The 18,627-nt window shown below is 38.1% G+C and carries 16 protein-coding genes and 1 tRNA gene; 13 read left to right on the top strand and 4 right to left on the bottom strand.

All coding sequences use genetic code 11. From position 1 onward, the window contains the following. Positions 1-2 precede the first annotated feature (2 nt). Positions 3-788: a GTP-sensing pleiotropic transcriptional regulator CodY gene (codY, locus tag I573_RS08880; RefSeq protein ID WP_016185348.1), complete on the top strand. Its 786-nt coding sequence runs from the start codon at positions 3-5 to the stop codon at positions 786-788. A 15-nt stretch (positions 789-803) separates the two neighbouring features. Next, on the top strand, positions 804-1,679 hold the full coding sequence (locus I573_RS08875; protein WP_016185349.1) for an aldose 1-epimerase family protein: 876 nt from the start codon (positions 804-806) through the stop codon (positions 1,677-1,679). A 43-nt stretch (positions 1,680-1,722) separates the two neighbouring features. On the opposite strand, the gene plsY is transcribed toward I573_RS08875, so the two are convergent. Then, complete coding sequence (gene plsY, locus I573_RS08870; RefSeq protein ID WP_016185350.1) at positions 1,723-2,355, bottom strand: glycerol-3-phosphate 1-O-acyltransferase PlsY; 633 nt, start codon at positions 2,353-2,355, stop codon at positions 1,723-1,725. Positions 2,356-2,563: 208 nt separating this feature from the next. On the opposite strand from plsY, the gene parE reads away from it, so the two are divergent. The 7 genes from parE to I573_RS08835 all read left to right on the top strand — a co-directional run bounded on the left by parE (position 2,564) and on the right by I573_RS08835 (position 13,062). Further along, positions 2,564-4,531 (top strand): DNA topoisomerase IV subunit B, encoded by a 1,968-nt coding sequence (gene parE, locus I573_RS08865; protein ID WP_016185351.1) that lies wholly within the window; start codon positions 2,564-2,566, stop codon positions 4,529-4,531. 38 nt (positions 4,532-4,569) lie between these two features. Next, the gene (parC, locus tag I573_RS08860; protein ID WP_016185352.1) at positions 4,570-7,005 is read left to right on the top strand and encodes a DNA topoisomerase IV subunit A; all 2,436 of its coding nucleotides are present in this window, start codon (positions 4,570-4,572) and stop codon (positions 7,003-7,005) included. Between the two features lie 251 nt (positions 7,006-7,256). Then, on the top strand, positions 7,257-9,533 hold the full coding sequence (pflB, locus tag I573_RS08855) for a formate C-acetyltransferase (RefSeq protein WP_016185353.1): 2,277 nt from the start codon (positions 7,257-7,259) through the stop codon (positions 9,531-9,533). A gap of 38 nt (positions 9,534-9,571) precedes the next feature. Then, positions 9,572-10,339 carry a pyruvate formate-lyase-activating protein gene (gene pflA, locus I573_RS08850; protein ID WP_016185354.1) on the top strand — a complete coding sequence of 256 codons (768 nt, stop codon included), beginning with the start codon at positions 9,572-9,574 and terminating at the stop codon, positions 10,337-10,339. A gap of 87 nt (positions 10,340-10,426) precedes the next feature. Next, positions 10,427-11,353 (top strand): manganese-dependent inorganic pyrophosphatase, encoded by a 927-nt coding sequence (locus tag I573_RS08845; RefSeq protein ID WP_016185355.1) that lies wholly within the window; start codon positions 10,427-10,429, stop codon positions 11,351-11,353. A gap of 53 nt (positions 11,354-11,406) precedes the next feature. Continuing rightward, entirely contained in the window at positions 11,407-12,231 is an 825-nt protein-coding gene (locus I573_RS08840) for a DUF1803 domain-containing protein (protein WP_016185356.1), read from the top strand. 63 nt (positions 12,232-12,294) lie between these two features. Then, entirely contained in the window at positions 12,295-13,062 is a 768-nt protein-coding gene (locus tag I573_RS08835) for a hypothetical protein (protein ID WP_016185357.1), read from the top strand. A 41-nt stretch (positions 13,063-13,103) separates the two neighbouring features. Here the strand turns inward: I573_RS08835 and I573_RS08830 are convergent, their stop codons facing one another. Further along, on the bottom strand, positions 13,104-13,739 hold the full coding sequence (locus I573_RS08830) for a hypothetical protein (RefSeq protein ID WP_016185358.1): 636 nt from the start codon (positions 13,737-13,739) through the stop codon (positions 13,104-13,106). A 151-nt stretch (positions 13,740-13,890) separates the two neighbouring features. Next, a tRNA-Leu gene (locus I573_RS08825) sits at positions 13,891-13,972 on the bottom strand. Between the two features lie 183 nt (positions 13,973-14,155). Here I573_RS08825 and I573_RS08820 point away from each other — a divergent pair. Beyond that, a complete protein-coding gene (locus I573_RS08820) occupies positions 14,156-15,373 on the top strand; it encodes a pyridoxal phosphate-dependent aminotransferase (RefSeq protein WP_016185359.1) in 1,218 nt (405 codons plus the stop codon). Between the two features lie 39 nt (positions 15,374-15,412). Here the strand turns inward: I573_RS08820 and I573_RS08815 are convergent, their stop codons facing one another. After that, on the bottom strand, positions 15,413-15,595 hold the full coding sequence (locus I573_RS08815; protein ID WP_016185360.1) for a hypothetical protein: 183 nt from the start codon (positions 15,593-15,595) through the stop codon (positions 15,413-15,415). 134 nt (positions 15,596-15,729) lie between these two features. Between I573_RS08815 and I573_RS08810 the strand changes: the two genes are divergently transcribed. The 3 genes from I573_RS08810 to I573_RS08800 all read left to right on the top strand — a co-directional run bounded on the left by I573_RS08810 (position 15,730) and on the right by I573_RS08800 (position 18,627). Further along, positions 15,730-16,584, top strand: coding sequence for a helix-turn-helix domain-containing protein (locus I573_RS08810; protein ID WP_016185361.1), 855 nt, complete (start codon positions 15,730-15,732; stop codon positions 16,582-16,584). Between the two features lie 58 nt (positions 16,585-16,642). Beyond that, positions 16,643-17,797, top strand: coding sequence for an N-acetylglucosamine-6-phosphate deacetylase (gene nagA, locus I573_RS08805; RefSeq protein WP_016185362.1), 1,155 nt, complete (start codon positions 16,643-16,645; stop codon positions 17,795-17,797). A 128-nt stretch (positions 17,798-17,925) separates the two neighbouring features. Then, positions 17,926-18,627, top strand: a complete 702-nt coding sequence (locus I573_RS08800) for an ABC transporter ATP-binding protein (protein WP_016185363.1) — start codon at positions 17,926-17,928, stop codon at positions 18,625-18,627.

Genomic DNA, 18,627 nt, shown 5'->3' with positions numbered 1-18,627 from the left:
CGATGGAGAGACTGTTAGATAAAACACGTCGCATTAATGAATTATTGCAACAAAAAAATACATTTCGTGTACATGCCGATCTACCTTACAACCAAATGGCGCATAGCTTGGGGTCAATTTTAGATAGCAATACGTATATTATTAGTAGCAATGGCTCTTTATTAGGCTTTACAGAACAACATGATTTTAATAATGATCGTGTGAAAAATATGTTAGTGGAAAAACAATTTCCGGACCGATATACCGATATGGTCGATCAACTGTCACAAACGGAATCCAATATTCCAATTAGCAGTGACATGACTGCTTTTCCAATCGAAAGTCGTGAACTGTATCCAAATGGGTTAACGACTGTAGTTCCAATTTTTGGTGCAGGAGAGCGTTTAGGAACAATTATCTTGTCGCGTGTTGAAAAAACATTTAGCGACGAAGATCTAGTATTAGCTGAATACAGTGCAACAGTTGTGGGAATGCAATTTTTATACCAACAATCTCGCACGATCGAAGAAGAAATTCGCAGTGCGACTTCGGTCCAAATGGCGATCAGCACGTTGTCCTACAGTGAATTAAAAGCTGTACAAGCGATTTTTGATGAACTGGATGGAGATGAAGGTCGTCTGACAGCTTCTAGTATTGCAGATGAGATCGGGATCACTCGTTCTGTTATTGTGAATGCGTTGCGGAAATTAGAATCAGCTGGCATCATTGAATCTCGTTCACTCGGCATGAAAGGGACGTATCTAAAAGTGTTAAATCCAAGATTCAAAGAAGAACTTGCACGTTCATAATTGGAGGTAGAGTCGATGAAGGTCACGTTAGAAAATACACGCTACCAAGTACAAATCGATACACTTGGTGCTGAAATCCATCATTTTTTAGATAAAGAAAACGCACTGGAATACATGTGGCAAGCAGATCCGACACATTGGGGACGGCATGCACCAATATTATTTCCAATCGTAGGGACGTTGAAACATAACGAGTATAAAGTGGGTGAAGAAGTATATACATTGCCACGTCATGGATTTGCACGAGATCAAGAATTTCAGGTGATGGAATGCACGGAACAACACGCTCGTTTTCGATTGACTGATACAGCAGAAACCAAGAAAATGTATCCTTTTGCGTTTTGTTTAGACGTGTTGTATACGTTAGTGGATAACCAATTGACAGTACAGTATCACATTGAAAATCCTTCGCAACAGACACTACATTTTTCTGTTGGTGGACATCCAGCCTTTAATGTTCCCGTTGATCCTTCTTTAGCGTTTGAAGATTATTATTTGGTGTCTGAACCATTAAAATCACGTACGTTTTTACCATTAAAAGACGACTTGATCGATCTAGAACATAAAACACTTGGTCAAACGAATACGGCGATTGATTTAACTCATGATCTATTTAAAGAAGATGCGCTGATTTTCGAAACGAAAGGCAAAACAGCTTTTTCGATTCGTTCGGACAGTTCTCCACACGGCGTTACGGTATCGTATACAGACTTACCTTATTTCGGGGTTTGGTCGACTTCACCTGTGGAATCCAACTTTGTTTGTTTAGAGCCATGGGCAGGAATAGCGGATACTGTTGATACGACAGGTGATTTTTCAAAAAAATTAGGGATCCAAACCTTAGCTCATGATGAGGTGTTTGATACGAGTTATACAATTAGTGTGTATTAAAAAAGCTTTCCCCTCAAGTTCGCTTGAACATTGAGGGAAAAGCTTATTTTTTTTGTTTACGCAAACCAAAAGGAATTCGGCTTTCTGTTCCAGCTTTGATCCGTGCGATATTTGCTTTATGACGATAAAAAATAAATACTGTGACGCCGCATGCGATGACTGTAAGTAACCAATTAAACGTTGGTAGAATCGGCGTATGAAGTAGTGGTAATAAAATAGTAGAGAAGGTAATTAAAACCGCAGCGATCATACTCGTTAAACTCACCATACTAGTGCAAAATAAACAAATAAGAAAAATTACTGTTGAATAAGCAAAGAATAAGGGATTATACGCTAAAATCATCCCTGCACTCGTTGCAACAGCTTTGCCTCCTTTGAATTTTGCAAATATCGGGAAAGTATGCCCTAAAATCGCACAAACACCAAACCATAAAGGATTGATGGCCGTGAACCCAAAAAAGCTAGGCAATAGCGTGGCCAGTGTCCCTTTTAAAATATCCATGAACAGCACGATTGTTCCAGCGATAGGGCCTAGAACACGAAAGGTGTTTGTTGTACCCATATTCCCACTACCAAATTTTCGAATGTCTTTATGAAAAAATAATTGTCCAATCCATACACCAGAAGGAATGGAACCTAAAAGATATGCACAAATGAATAAAAGAATAATTGTCATAATATCCCACTTTCTTATTGACCTAGCAGAATTTTATCACGAAATGCACGGAACAACAATTATTCCTAAAATTTTTCATTAAAACCTAAGCATCTGATCAAATTGTCAAAAAAAAATAGCTTTGAGACTTTTCTTTTTAGAGATTTTCATATAGAGTATGAGAAGTATTGTTTTACAATTTAGTAAGTTACATAAAGGAGAGTTCACTTTGGTAAATAAATCCAATGAATATAATGATGCGTCCATCCAAGTCCTGGAAGGGTTGGAGGCGGTTAGAAAGCGACCGGGAATGTATATTGGATCGACTGACCATAGAGGGTTACATCATTTAGTCTATGAGATCGTAGACAATGCCGTAGACGAAGCGCTCTCAGGATATGGTCAAGAAATTCGCGTTACCATCCATCGTGATCAAAGTATTAGCATCCAAGACTTTGGACGAGGAATGCCAGTTGGGATGCATGCTTCAGGTATTCCGACAGTCCAAGTGATTTTTACTGTGTTACACGCAGGAGGGAAATTTGGTCAAGGTGGCTATAAGACTTCTGGTGGACTGCATGGTGTCGGAGCAAGTGTTGTCAATGCGTTGTCTTCTTGGTTAACCGTCACCATCGTTCGTGATGGTATTGAGTATCAAGAAAAATTTGTAAATGGTGGTCATCCAGAAGGAACACTTGTTGAAATCGGAAAAACAAAGGCACCAAATGGAACGACGGTTCATTTTTTACCGGATGCATCCATTTTTAGTACGACAAAATTTTCATATGAAACGTTAGCCGAACGTTTGCGTGAATCTGCCTTTTTATTACGTGATGTAAAGATTACCTTAACGGATGAGCGTAAGGGTGAAGTCGTTCAAGAAGTGTTTCACTATGAAGAAGGGATTAAAGAGTTTGTTGAGTATTTAAATGAAGAAAAAGATCCATTGACACCGATCGTTTATTTTTCTGGAGAAAAAGATGGGATTGAAGTAGAAGTTTCGTTTCAATACAATGATGGATTCTCTGAGACGATTTTGTCTTTTGTTAATAATGTTCGTACAAAAGACGGTGGTACACATGAAGCTGGATTTAAAGCTTCGTTGACGAAATCATTTAATGAATATGCACGTAAGAGCGGCTTGCTTAAAGAAAAAGACCGTAATTTAGAAGGGACCGATTTTCGTGAAGGGCTTGCAAGCGTGCTGTCTATTCGCGTACCAGAACATTTATTACAATTTGAAGGACAAACCAAAGAAAAATTAGGGACACCTGCAGCCAGAAATGCTGTTGACAGTGTAGTAGGCGATCAATTAGGATTTTACTTGCAAGAAAATAGTGAGATGAGCCAACAAATTGTCAGAAAAGCGATCAAAGCGCGTGAAGCAAGAGAAGCGGCTCGAAAAGCAAGAGAAGAAAGTCGTAATGGCAAGAAAAAGAAAAAAAGTGAATCGTTGCTTTCTGGGAAACTTACACCTGCGCAATCCAAAAATCCTAAAAAAAATGAATTGTATTTAGTCGAAGGAGATTCTGCTGGAGGTTCGGCAAAACAAGGTCGTGACCGTAAATTCCAAGCGATCTTACCTTTACGCGGAAAAGTGATCAATACCGAAAAAGCGAAGATGCAAGATATTTTAAAAAATGAAGAAATCAATACTATGATCTATACGATCGGTGCAGGAGTAGGTCCAGAATTTGATTTGGAAGATTGCAATTATGATAAAGTGATTATTATGACCGATGCGGATACCGATGGTGCGCATATCCAAGTCTTATTATTAACGTTCTTTTATCGCTACATGAAACCATTGATCGAAGCAGGTCGTGTTTACATTGCCTTACCCCCTCTTTATAAAGTTTCAAAAGGAATTGGCAAAAAGGCTCAAATTGCGTATGCGTGGACCGATGAAGAGTTAGCGATTCAAACGAAAAAAATGGGCAAAGGCTATATGATCCAGCGCTATAAAGGACTAGGTGAAATGAACGCAGATCAATTGTGGGAAACCACAATGGATCCGGAACACCGGACGTTGATTCGAGTTCGAATCGACGATGCTGCTCAAGCAGAACGCCGTGTGACGACCTTAATGGGAGACAAAGTGGAACCTCGTCGTAAATGGATCGAATCCCATGTACAGTTTACCTTAGAAGAAGAAGGTAGCATTTTAGAAACAACAGAAGAAAAAGTTACTGAATAAAGTGAGTCAAGTTTAGTTGAAGAATAGGAGTTGATTTCTTGGAACACGGACAAAATATTCAGGAATTGACATTAGAAGAAGTAATGGGGGACCGTTTTGGTCGCTATTCAAAATATATTATCCAAGAACGTGCACTACCTGATATTCGTGATGGATTAAAACCTGTGCAACGTCGTATTTTATTTGCAATGAATCAAGATGGAAATACACACGAAAAAAGTTTCCGTAAATCAGCGAAGTCAGTCGGAAATATTATGGGGAATTATCATCCGCATGGAGACAGTAGTATTTATGAAGCAATGGTTCGCATGAGTCAGGATTGGAAATTGCGTAACGTATTAATTGAAATGCATGGAAATAACGGAAGTATGGATGGGGATCCACCTGCTGCGATGCGGTATACCGAGGCACGATTATCTGAAGTCAGTGGAGAACTATTAAAAGATATTGAAAAAGAAACAGTCGATTTTGTTTGGAACTTTGACGATACAGAAAAAGAACCGACAGTATTGCCTGCTAAATTTCCTAATTTATTGGTTAATGGTTCTACAGGGATCTCCGCAGGGTATGCCACTGAAATTCCAACACATAACTTAAGCGAAGTCATCGATGGCACGATTTATCTAATTGATCATCCTGAAGCTAGTGTGGACGATTTGATTCAGTTTATTCCAGGACCTGATTTTCCAACTGGTGGGATTTTACAAGGAGCAGATGAAATCAAAAAAGCTTATGAAACTGGCCGTGGAAAAGCAATCGTTCGTTCAAAAACGGAGATTCAAGAAATTAAAGGTGGAAAACAGCAAATCGTGATCTCAGAAATCCCTTATGAAGTGAATAAAGCTTCATTGGTGAAAAAAATGGATGAGATCCGTTTAAATAAAAAAGTAGATGGGATCGCTGAAGTGCGTGATGAGAGCGATCGAACAGGGTTACAAATCGTGGTTGAATTAAAAAAAGAAGCCAATGCACAAGGGATTTTAAACTACTTATTCAAAAATACTGATTTGCAAATCAATTACAACTTTAATATTGTAGCAATCGATAAGATGCGTCCGCAACAAGTTGGGATCAAACGCATGCTCGCAAGTTATGTGGAGCATCGACAATCTGTTATCTTAAAACGCAGTCAGTACGAACTACAAAAAGCGTTAACACGCCAGCATATCGTAGAAGGTCTGATCAAAGCACTATCGATTTTAGATCAAGTCATCGAGACCATTCGCCAAAGTAAAGATAAAAAAGATGCAAAAAACAATTTGGTGATGATGCATGCCTTTACGAGTGAGCAAGCAGAAGCGATTGTGACCTTACAGTTATATCGTTTGACGAATACGGATATTACGCAATTAAACAAAGAAGCAGAAGAACTCGCTGTGACGATTGCAAAATTAGAAAAAATCATCCAACATAAAGAAGAGTTATTCAAACTCATGAAACAAGAATTACGTGAAGTCAAGAAAAAATATGGTACGCCACGTGTGACGACCATCGAAAAAGAAATCACAGAAATCACCATCGATACAGAAGTGCTTGTTGCACAAGAAGATGTTATGGTCACGATTACGCATGAAGGCTATATGAAACGAAGCAGCTTGCGTTCTTATAGTGCATCAAATGGTGAAGACACTGGAATGAAAGATGGCGATTATGTTGTCTACCAAGCGCAAGCCAATACGTTGGATCATTTATTACTTGTGACCAATAAAGGCAATGTGATCTATCGACCGGTTCATGAGTTACCAGAACTGCGGTTTAAAGAAGTTGGCGAACATATTTCCCAAATGATTACAAATCTAGAGATCGAAGAGACGATTTTTCAGGTGTTTGCGTATCGCGAATTTACAGAAAATGCTACGTTTGTACTCTTTACTAAAGATGGATATACGAAACAAACTTTGCAAACCGAGTTTTCTCCATGGCGAACGTATAAGACACGTTCACAAACGATGATCAAATTTAAAGATAAAGCAGACGAACTGATTGGGGTATTTTCAACGCAACCAAGTGATACACTCGATGCTTATTTAACGACACATCAAGCGTTTGCACTACGATATCCTCTAAAAGATATCCCTGTCTTAGGCGCAAAAGCTGCCGGTGTGAAGTCGGTGAATCTTAAAGCAGAAGATTATGTAGTAGGTGCTAGCTTGATTGATCCACTAGATCAAACACCTGTGACGTATGTGACGCAACGCGGGGCATTAAAGCGAATGATTGCTCAAGAAATCCCTGCTACCGCTCGTGCTCAACGAGGATTGATGGTCTTTAGAGAATTAAAGAAACAAGCGCATCGTGTTGTGGGAATGGCTTTAGGCGAAGTTGGTCTACAAGTCATCAATCAAAAAGGCGACCAGCTTGAGGTGATGGCTGTCCACTATCCGATTACGGATCGACAGTCAAATGGATCCTTTATTTTAAATGAAAAAGATGGGGGTCTCGTTACTCAAGTTCATATCCATGAAGTAGAGTAACTGTTATATTTTTTTAAAACACATCTACGAACTGTTTCAGTACAGTTTGTAGATGTGTTTTACTTTTTCTTAAAATATAAGTATTTTTTTCACAATAAAAATCCTTTTCTACTCTATATGTACGAACGTTTTTGTCACATAGTTGATTTTACGGGATTTTAAAGACTGAAAACACTTGCATAAAGATTGTGATGTGTTATACTATTTTTGTAAAGTTGTTGTAGTAACAACATCAAAAGGAGGAACCGTAGATGACAATGGAAATGACCAATACAGAAACAACAAAAGCATGGGACGGATTTAAAGGTGGAGAATGGCAAGTTGAAGTGAACACACGTGACTTCATCCAAAAAAACTACACTGAATACCGTGGTGACGATCAATTTTTAGAACCAATCGCACCTAGTACTGAAAAATTATGGAACAAATTACAAGAACTATTTGAAGTACAACATCAAAAAAATGGTGTGTATGATATGGACAACAACATTCCATCTACGTTGACTTCTCATGGACCTGGATATTTAATTAAAGACGAGGAAAAAATCGTTGGATTACAAACTGATGTTCCATTAAAACAAGCCTTCCAACCATTTGGCGGAATCAAAATGGCGAATAATGCGTTAACCGCAAATGGCTATGAAGTCGATGCTGAAATGACAAAAATCTTTACGGACTGGCGTAAAACCCATAACCAAGGCGTATTTGATGCGTATACTCCGGAAATGCGTTTAGCACGTAAAAACAAAATCATTACTGGACTTCCAGATGCATATGGACGTGGACGTATCATTGGGGACTATCGTCGTGTAGCCTTATACGGAATCGATTTCTTGATGGAACAAAAGAAAAAAGATCATGAGAACTGCGGAAACAAAGTGATGACTGACGATGTGATTCGCTTACGTGAAGAAATCTCAGAACAATATCGTGCATTAAATGACTTAAAAACAATGGCCGCTTCATATGGATTTGATATTTCACGTCCGGCTGAAAATGCGCAAGAAGCGATCCAATGGTTATACTTTGGTTATTTAGGGGCGATCAAATCTCAAAATGGTGCGGCGATGTCAATCGGACGTATCTCAGCTTTCTTAGATATTTATATCCAACGCGATTTAGATCGTGGTGTGATCACTGAATTTGAAGCACAAGAAATGATCGATCATTTGATTATGAAATTACGTATGGTGAAATTTGCCCGTACACCAGATTACAACCAATTGTTCTCAGGTTATCCAATTTGGGCAACATTATGTGTAGCTGGTATGGGAATTGACGGTCGTTCATTAGTCACAAAAAATGACTTCCGTATCTTACACACCTTGATCAATATGGGACCATCACCAGAACCAAACTTAACAGTATTGTATTCTTCACACTTACCTGAAGGTTTCCGTACATTTGCAGCCCGTATTGCGAAAGAAAGTTCATCGATTCAATTTGAAAATGATGACTTATTACGTGAAAAATGGGGTTCAGATGATTGCGCAATTGCATGTTGTGTATCGGCAACAGTTGTCGGAAAAGATATGCAATTCTTTGGCGCACGTGCAAACTTAGCTAAAGCGGTATTGTATGCGATCAATGGTTGTGTCGATGAAAAAACCAAAATGCAAGTTGGACCAAAATACCGTCCATTGACTGGTGAAGAAATCGACTTTGATGAATTTATGGAAAGCTTCAAACAAACATTAGATTGGTTAGCTGAATTGTATGTGAATACATTGAACGTGATCCATTACATGCATGATAAATATGCTTATGAAGCAGCACAATTGGCCTTAATGGATTCTGACTTGAAACGTACATTTGCAACAGGGATCGCTGGAATCTCTCACGCAACAGATAGTATCATGGCGATCAAACACGGTAACGTAAAAGTGATTCGTGATGAAGAAGGCTTGGCTGTGGATTATGTACCACAAAATGAATTCCCAACATACGGAAATGACAATGCTGAAGCTGATCAAATGGCCAACTGGATCTTAGATTACTTCATGACACAAATCAAACGTCAACATACGTATCGCAATTCAACACCAACGACTTCATTACTTACGATCACATCAAATGTGGTCTATGGTAAAGCAACTGGGAATACACCAGATGGACGTCGTGCGGGCCAACCATTAGCACCAGGAGCAAACCCAAGTTATCAAGATGGTAAATTCTTAGGTGAAAAACATGGGTTATTAGCTTCATTAAATTCAACTGCACGTTTAGAGTATTCACACGCATTAGATGGTATATCAAATACGCAAACCATCAATCCTAATGGGTTAGGTAAAGATGATATGACACGTATCAACAACTTACGTAACGTTTTAGATGGTTACTTTGATAAAGGTGGTTACCATATCAACGTGAACGTCTTTACAAATGAATTATTGTTAGATGCGCAAGCACATCCTGAAAAATATCCAAACTTAACGATTCGTGTTTCTGGTTATGCCGTGAAATTCCGTGATTTAACACCGGAACAACAAGCAGACGTAATCGCACGTACCTCTCACGACCGTTTATAAAAATTACGCGTTTAACGCGAAAGAAAAGAGGAATTGCAATGGATCAGGCAATCAAGGGAAGTATACATTCAACAGAAAATTTTGGTACCGTCGACGGCCCAGGAGTTCGGTTTGTCATCTTCACACAAGGTTGCCGGATGCGTTGTCAATTCTGTCATAATCCGGATACGTGGAAAATCGGAGCCAAAACGGCAAAAGAATACACTGCAGATGAGCTATTAGAAGAGGCGTTGAAATACCGTGCGTATTGGGGCGAAGATGGTGGGATTACCGTTAGTGGTGGTGAACCATTATTACAAGTCGACTTTTTGATTGAATTATTCAAAAAAGCAAAAGCGTTAGGAATTCATACGACGCTAGATACGTGTGGAAAACCATTTACGAGAGAAGAACCATTCTTTAGTAAATTTACGCAACTAATGGAATATACAGATTTGATTTTATTTGATATTAAACAAATCGATAACGAGGCGCATAAACAATTGACGACGCAATCCAATGAAAATATTTTAGACATGGCACGTTATTTATCTGAAATCAATCAGCCGGTTTGGATTCGTCACGTATTGGTTCCATTTAGAAGTGACTATGATGAGTTTTTGATTCGTTTGGATGCCTTTATCAAAACACTTCGAAATGTCGATAAAGTTGAAATTTTACCTTATCATACGATGGGGAAATTCAAGTGGGACGAATTAGGATTGACTTATCCTTTAGAAGGAATCGAACCACCGACAAACGATCGGGTCGAAAATGCAAAAGAATTGTTACATGTCGCAGACTATACGGGGTATCAAACAAGATAAATCAAACGAGATAAGAAATTTGTTATTTTCTTATCTCGTTTTTTTTGCTATGATAGAATCGGAAACTCAACTAAAGGAGCGAATTACATGTCAAAAAGTTTAGTCTTCGGACATCAAAATCCCGATACAGATGCAATTGGCGCAGCGATTGCCTTTGCACATTTACAAAATCAATTAGGTCATGAAGCAGAAGCTGTAGCGTTAGGTACACCAAATGAAGAAACACAGTTTGCGTTAGATACCTTTGGTTTAACAGCACCACGTGTCATTGAAACGGTAGCAAATGAAGTGGAAAACGTAATGTTAGTTGACCATAATGAATTCCAACAAAGTGTCGCAGATATTCAAGAAGTAAATATCCTAGCTGTTGTGGATCATCATCGTATTGCTAATTTTGAAACGGCAAATCCATTGTATTATCGTGCAGAACCAGTTGGATGTACGAGTACGATCGTATTGAAACTATACAAAGAAAATCAAATTGTGATCCCAAAAGAGATTGCAGGAATGATGCTATCTGCGATTATCTCAGATACACTTTTATTAAAATCACCAACTTGTACAAAAGAAGACATTGCAGCTGCACAAGAGTTAGCTGGATTAGCTAACGTTGATTTAGAACAATATGGATTAGATTTATTAAAAGCAGGGACTAATTTAGCAGATAAAACAGTCGAAGTATTAGTGGATCTAGATGCGAAAAGTTTTCCAATGGGCGATAAAACCGTTCGTATCGCTCAAGTGAATACAGTAGACATTAATGAACTGTTTGAACGTCAAGTAGAATTAGAAAAAACCATGGCAGTGATGAACGAAGAGCAAGGGTTTGATTTGTTTGTCTTAGTCGTGACTGATATTTTAGAAAACAATTCAGAAATTCTAGTTGTGGGTGATGTAACGACACCAGTAGAAAAAGCCTTTTCTGTTACTTTAGAAAATAATCGTGCGTTCTTACCAGGCGTGGTTTCACGTAAAAAACAAGTTGTGCCACAATTGACTGCAGCGTTTCAATAAGCATAAAGGCGCTTTTAGAGCAATCTAAGAGCGTCTTTTTTTTGGAGGTCGAAATGAATATACTATATGCAAATGTAACGAAACAAGAAGAACAAGCGTTACAAGATGGATTTTATCAAAAACTGATCGACTATTTAGCTACCTACACGCCACCTACGCTTCGTCAGTTGAAACAAGAATTCCCAACGATAAAAGTAGAACGAAAATTAGAAAAACTCATCAATTTGGGATGGATTTGTCGTCATGAACGACGTTACTTTTCTACGCGTTTTCTTTATGACGCAACACGTGATCAAACTATCGTTCAAGAAATGTGTACTACACTACTTTCTTATTTACAGTCATACGAAGCAAAACGACTTCTTTATTACTGTACGCAAGAGTTTGAGCAACAAAAAGTAATGGAAATCGTACCATCAGAATTCATATACTGCTATCCTGCGACGATAAACAGCACACAGCTCTCTTTAAGTGCATATGCTGCTACAGCTTGGCCGATGACATTGCCCCATTACTTTTTAGCGATGCGTCAGCAACTTCAGCTTCAGCAGTATGAATCGTTAGAACAATTGATTGGAGATGTAGACCCAGAATATTTTTTAGATCAAATCCAGGTCATTCTAGAAAAAAAGGCGCGACAACGAATCCTTCGTCCGTCGATTTTTTTAACGGCAGCTAAACAAACTTCTTTATTTTCTGAACATGCGATCTATCAAGTCGATCAAGATCCATTATCTGATGGAGCACAGCGTTTTTATAAAGAGTTTCAACAACTATCGCCTATAATCCAAGGACAAGTATTGGCTAATGCGTTGAAACAAAGTACATTAGAGCCATTCATCGTACTAAAGTCACAAGAGACGGTAGAAAACCATTAGCCGCATAAAGTAGTTTATGTTAAGATAACAACAGAATGTATGATTTAGAAAGAAGGGAACTAGATGGTAGAGATTTCAGAAATCAACCGTAAATATGCGCGCTTTCCAGCGTTTTCTGATACAGATGGTGTAAAGTTACAACCAAATGCAACCCGTAAACCATTTACATCCACAGAGCCATGGATTTTAACGGATTTGCCGCCAACTTCAGCTGCAGAAGCGACTACACCGACTTCAGTAGATTTTACAGAAAGTGAACAGTTGCGTGCACGAAGAAGAACAACTCATGTTCCAAAATCTTTAGCCAAACGATATGGGCATAGTCTAGCACAACAAGATGAATTAAAAAAACATCGAGAGCAATTGCCGGATTACGGAAAAAAACCAGTACGTGAAGAAACTAAAACCGGTAAAGTAAAGTTATTTGGCAGTTATACGCGTCAAGTAGTTCCCAAAGTAGAAACAGTCAAGAAAGAACCGATCGTAGCAGAAACGGAAGCTAAAACACCGTTTGTCCCGACGTTTACACCAGAGTCTTTGATTCCTGATCGTCCAAAAGAAGAAGCAGAGACAGATGCATTATTGGCTGGATTGAAAAAAAGTGACGAGCATTATCTTTTGTTTGAAGAGGATGCAGACTACGTAGAAAAAAAACCAGAGGATAAAGTTGTAAAAAGGTTTAATAAACAAGAGACCGTCGCGATGACAAGAGGGCAGTATAAGGCAGCAATCAAGTCTAAAGATAAGAAAAAACCCGTCTTAGATCGCAAATTATCAGGAATGATTGCAGAAGGACAAAGCGAACAAAATTCTGATCGTCATTTTGAATAAATAAAAAAAGGTTGTGACAGACGTCTGTCACAGCCTCTTTTTTAATTTTTTGTCAACATATGAACATGCATTGCCGGAATTGAAATTTTTTCACCCAAGGTAGAGTCATACGAAACCATTCCTAAAAATGTTCCATAGACAGTGACATTGTCTTCTTCTGCAACTGGTGTAGAGACTTCTGATTTTTTGATTTCTAATAAAATCATTTTGTCGTAATCACCATCCACTGCTAAACGATATTGTACTTTTTCATCATCTTCGATCGTTTGAATGACTTCACCCGTTAACGTGATTTTTTGACCCTCATATTTTTTAGGTGTTTGCGTCAACTCTTCATAATTTGTTTTGTCATCATACGAGGTTTTATCCTCTTTTTTCGCATCTTCTTGTTCATCTGTTAATTCGATATCATCTAGTCTAACAGTTTCTTTTAGTTTATCTTCATTTTTTACTTGATCTTCTTTAGAATTTTTTAATTCTGCCGTCGAAGAAGTATTTGTTTTTTCAGAACTTGTTGTCGTTTTTTCAGAACTTGTTGTCGTCAATCCGATAACCAACAAAACTACTCCGATCAAGGTGAGTATGCCTGTAATGATTTTTATACCTGTTCCATTTTTTTGTAAAATAAAAAAGCCGATAATGCCAATAATGATTAAAATGATTCCACTAATTGTCATAAATTCTCCTCATTTCATTTCCATTTAGGTTCTTTTTTACTGTTACTAGATAGTTCTATTTTAGCAAAGTTTCATCTAAATTTCCTTAAAAAAGTGAAAAAAAGCACAAAAAGATAAAAGAAAAAACTAGTCAGCTAAGCCAACTAGTTCATGCGGACGATGGGACTCGAACCCACACGACCGAAGCCATACGCCCCTCAAGCGTACGCGTCTGCCAATTCCGCCACATCCGCAAAAAAAGGATACAAGAAAAATTTTAGCGATTTCTTAAGATTTTGTCAATCTTTTTTGATAAGGTTACCAGAAAAAAAGCCAGAAACTAAAAAGTTTGTAAATTCTAAAAATTAAAATTGCAATTTCATTTCAAATGACTTAAAGTTTAAGAAAACTAGTTCTTTTTTGAAAAGAGGATGTTTATGAGAAAATTTGAGAAGTCTACAAAATTAGAAGGTGTCAGCTATGACGTGCGTGGGCCGGTTTTAGATGAAGCGGACCGCATGCAAGAAGAGGGCATTAGTATTTTAAAATTAAATACAGGAAATCCAGCGCCGTTTGGCTTTGAGGCACCAAATGAAATCGTACGCGATTTGATTATGAATGTCAGAGCTTCAGAAGGATATTCGGATTCCAAAGGGATTTTTTCTGCGCGAAAAGCCATTGAACAGTATTATCAATTGCAAAAATTCCCGAATGTATCGATCAATGATATCTATATCGGCAACGGAGTCAGTGAGTTGATCACAATGAGCATGCAAGGGCTATGTAACGATGGCGATGAAGTATTGGTTCCGATGCCAGATTATCCATTATGGACAGCTTCAGTATCATTAGCGGGTGGAAAACCGGTTCATTACATTTGTGATGAAGAAAGTGAATGGTATCCAGATATAGCCGATATTCGGGCTAAAGTAACTTCTAAAACGAAAGCGATTGTATTGATCAATCCTAATAATCCGACAGGAGCAGTTTATCCTAAAGAGATTTTAGAACAAATCATCACAGTTGCTCGCGAATTTGATTTGATTATTTTTTCAGATGAGATTTACGATCGTTTAGTTATGGATGGCCATCAACATGTTCCGATTGCAACGTTAGCGCCAGATCGCTTCGTGGTGACGTTTAGTGGATTATCTAAATCTCATCGCGTAGCAGGATTTCGCGTAGGCTGGATGGTCTTAAGTGGAGACAAATCTAGAGTAAAAGACTATATCGAAGGGCTAAATATGTTATCTTCGATGCGCTTGTGTTCAAATGTATTGTCTCAACAGATCGTACAAACAGCTTTAGGTGGTTACCAAAGTGTCGATGAACTCTTACTTCCTGGCGGTCGAATCTATGAGCAACGTGAATACATTTATCAAGCAATCAACGATATCCCTGGTTTATCCGCTGTCAAACCGAAGGCTGCTTTTTATATGTTTCCTAAGATGGATATTAAGCGATTTAATATTCATAATGACGAACAATTTGTATTAGACTTCTTACATGAACATAAGATTTTATTGGTTCATGGTGGAGGGTTTAACTGGCAATCTCCAGATCACTTTAGATTGGTCTACTTACCAAATATGGACGATTTAAAAACAACCGCCCATGCACTCCGTCAATTTTTATCCACTTATCAGCAAAAGTAAAGAAAAAAAGTGGTTCCCCCGAACCACTTTTTCTCTGCATTATAAAAGAATATCTGTTATACATTTCTTCTTGCTGATTACAATCCGTCCATTATATTTTTCCACTAATTCATCATTAGGATTTTGTACATGGATCAAATATGAATTTTCATATTCTTTTTCGATGAGTCCTTGAAACGTTTCGTTTTCCCAGGTAAATGCGATTTGAACTTGATTTTCCATAAAAATTACACTTCCTTCATCATATAATAGGATAATTGAATCTTAAAAAATGATACGCTTTCTTTTTTGCTATTATGAGCTAAAAACTCAAAAAGATAAAATGCGAATTCGCATATTTTAAGGAGGCCGAGTCTTTGTCTGTACAAGAATGTTTAGGAGACAAAATCAAGCAAATTAGAAAGTCGAAAAAAATGACGCAAAAAATGCTCGCACAAGGCGTTTGTTCCCAAAGTGTGTTGAGTCGAATCGAAAATAACCTAGAGATACCCAATGTTTCTGTATTGCAGCAACTTTGTGTACGATTGGCGATTACAATGGATCAGTTGATGTATACTAATTTTTCGCAAATTTTAGAAGTGCAGCAATTTTTTGTGACACTAAATAAACTCTTGATCCATAAAAAATATCATGAAATGGATCAAATGTTGGATGAAACTGAAATTCTAGATCGTCTGTATTTAGATACAGACTTGCAATTATATTTTTATCATTTAGGGATCGTAGAGTATTTTGTTAAGAATCGTCCAGAAACAGCCATTCAGGGGCTCAGACATGGTTTATCGTATACGTATTCTGAGAATAAAAAAGATCATTTTTCTTCTATTGAAGTGCAAATCATTGGCTTTATTGGGCGGATTTACGCAGATACGAATCGTTTCTTACAAGCAGAAAAGCGGTTAGAGCGTAGTGTCAAACTCGCTGTTGAACTGCCTATTGAACAATCGACATTTGAAGTGACAAAAGTTTTTTATCATTATGCACGTTTTTTATGTGCACAAATGCAATATGAAAAAAGTATCGCAGTGGCTATTCAAGGCGTGAAATGGTCTTTAGATCGTCTGAGTTATTATTATATTGAAGATTTGCTTCATGTTGCGAGTCAAGCACATGAAAAAATCGGAAACATCGATAAATCTCAATGGATGAGAAAGACCGCGGATTCGATCAAGACATTAACAAATTATGAAAATGGTGTAGACCTTTCTTGATTTTTGAATGAAAAGGGAGTATTTTTAAGGTGTAGTATACAAAAAAGGAGTGGCATTCGTGAAAAAGTACATTTATGCAGACAAATTTTTTTATCCCTCAGGAACAAAAGGACCAGGTTATTTAGAAATCAATGAAGGAACGTTTGGTTCGTTTTTTAAAGAGATCGACCAGACACAAGAAGTAACGATTGAAGATTATACTGGCTATATGATTGCCCCTGGATTAGTCGATACACACATTCATGGATATAAAAATCATGACGTGATGGATGATGATCTAGAAGGATTAGGTGTGATGTCTGAAGCCTTGCTAGAATGTGGCGTGACGAGCTTTTTACCAACGACGCTGACTTCAAGCGAGGAACACTTGACCCGAGTTGCAGCAACGATTGCAAAAGCAAAAGATGAAGTGACCGGAGCGAAGATCGCAGGTATTTATTTTGAAGGACCATTTTTTGATGAAGTGCATAAAGGGGCGCAAAATCCAGCCTACTTCAATGATCCAAGTATTGAAACATTTGAAAAATGGCAACAGGCGGCAAATGGACTGATCAAAAAAATTGCACTTGCGCCAGAACGTCAAGGAGTGGCTTCATTTGTTGAAACTGTTACAGATCAAGGTGTGGTTGTGGCGTTAGGCCATAGTGATGCGACGTTTGACCAAGCCAAAACAGCCGTAGATGCCGGAGCGAGTGTTTTTGTCCATGCATTTAATGGGATGCGAGGTTTGAATCACCGTGAACCAGGCATGGTAGGTGCTTTGATGCAATTAGATCATGTTTTTTCAGAGTTGATTTGTGATGGCCATCATGTACATCCACAAGCTTGTGGGCTATTGATCGATAAAGTTGGGGCAGAACATATCGCCTTGATCACAGATTGTATGATGGCAGGTGGAATGCCAGAAGGTGCGTATGAACTAGGTGAATTTCCAGTTGTCGTAAAAGATGGAACTGTTCGTTTAGAAAGTGGTAATTTAGCTGGAAGTATCTTAAAGCTAAAAGAAGCGATCCAACATGTGGTAGATTGGAATCTGGCAACTCCCGAAGAAGCAGTGATGATGGCCTCTTACGTCCCAGCTGTAAGTTGTAAGATCGATGATGTATGTGGCATGATCAAAACAGGCCGTGCTGCAGATTTTATCGTACTGGATGCACAAATGAATTTAGTCGCGACTTACTTAGATGGAACGAAACGCTACGAACAAGCTTGATGAATCTGTTTAGTTGTTTTTCTCATATATTTGGGAAAAACAACTTTTTTCTTTCTTTTTGATTCGTCGAATCCCAGGCTAATTTGTGATAAACTATGTTTACTTACAGAAAACAGAGGAGGGTTTGGATGTCTTATATTGAATTAATCGAAGAATCTAAAATTTATCAAATGGGAGAAACAACGATTACCGCAAACGATAAGGTGACATTTGCGATTGAAGAAGGCGATGTTACTGTGATTTTAGGCCCGAGTGGTGCAGGTAAATCAACGGTTTTAAATATTCTTGGTGGAATGGATTCGCCGACAAGTGGTCAAGTTATAGTAGACAAAGAGGATATTGCTCAGTTTAATAAAAAAGAATTGATTCGTTATCGTCGAGAATCTGTAGGATTTATTTTCCAATTCTACAATTTAGTGCCGAACTTAACCGCTTTAGAAAATGTTGAACTAGCGACAGAGATCGTGAAAGAAGCAAAAGATGCAACGCAAACTTTGCAAGAAGTTGGCTTAAAAAATCGCATCCATAATTTTCCCGCACAATTGTCTGGTGGAGAACAACAACGAGTAACGATCGCACGAGCATTGGCGAAAAAACCTAAATTATTATTATGTGATGAACCAACTGGAGCTTTGGATTATGAAACGGGGAAACAAATTTTGATGTTATTAGAAAATGCCGCTCGTAACGAAAAGACAACCGTCGTAATCATCACACACAATTCGTTGATTGCACCAATGGCCAATCGCGTGATCCGTATGAATGATGGAAAAGTTACAAGTGTAGTTGATCAACCAAATCCGACACCAGTAGCACAAATCGAATGGTAA

Origin of the sequence: Enterococcus sulfureus ATCC 49903, assembly GCF_000407605.1 — a bacterium.
Lineage (GTDB): Bacteria > Bacillota > Bacilli > Lactobacillales > Enterococcaceae > Enterococcus_G > Enterococcus_G sulfureus.
This window is presented reverse-complemented; position numbering and strand designations above follow the sequence as displayed.

Bases quoted from the DNA above. Each gene is read 5' to 3' on its own strand.
- pflB (WP_016185353.1), top strand. From the start codon at position 7,257: ATGACAATGGAAATGACCAATACAGAAACAACAAAAGCATGGGACGGA.
- I573_RS08815 (WP_016185360.1), bottom strand. From the start codon at position 15,595: ATGGAAAATCAAGTTCAAATCGCATTTACCTGGGAAAACGAAACGTTT.
- codY (WP_016185348.1), top strand. From the start codon at position 3: ATGGAGAGACTGTTAGATAAAACACGTCGCATTAATGAATTATTGCAA.
- pflA (WP_016185354.1), top strand. From the start codon at position 9,572: ATGGATCAGGCAATCAAGGGAAGTATACATTCAACAGAAAATTTTGGT.
- I573_RS08830 (WP_016185358.1), bottom strand. From the start codon at position 13,739: ATGACAATTAGTGGAATCATTTTAATCATTATTGGCATTATCGGCTTT.
- I573_RS08875 (WP_016185349.1), top strand. From the start codon at position 804: ATGAAGGTCACGTTAGAAAATACACGCTACCAAGTACAAATCGATACA.
- I573_RS08820 (WP_016185359.1), top strand. From the start codon at position 14,156: ATGAGAAAATTTGAGAAGTCTACAAAATTAGAAGGTGTCAGCTATGAC.
- I573_RS08845 (WP_016185355.1), top strand. From the start codon at position 10,427: ATGTCAAAAAGTTTAGTCTTCGGACATCAAAATCCCGATACAGATGCA.
- plsY (WP_016185350.1), bottom strand. From the start codon at position 2,355: ATGACAATTATTCTTTTATTCATTTGTGCATATCTTTTAGGTTCCATT.
- I573_RS08840 (WP_016185356.1), top strand. From the start codon at position 11,407: ATGAATATACTATATGCAAATGTAACGAAACAAGAAGAACAAGCGTTA.
- I573_RS08800 (WP_016185363.1), top strand. From the start codon at position 17,926: ATGTCTTATATTGAATTAATCGAAGAATCTAAAATTTATCAAATGGGA.
- I573_RS08835 (WP_016185357.1), top strand. From the start codon at position 12,295: ATGGTAGAGATTTCAGAAATCAACCGTAAATATGCGCGCTTTCCAGCG.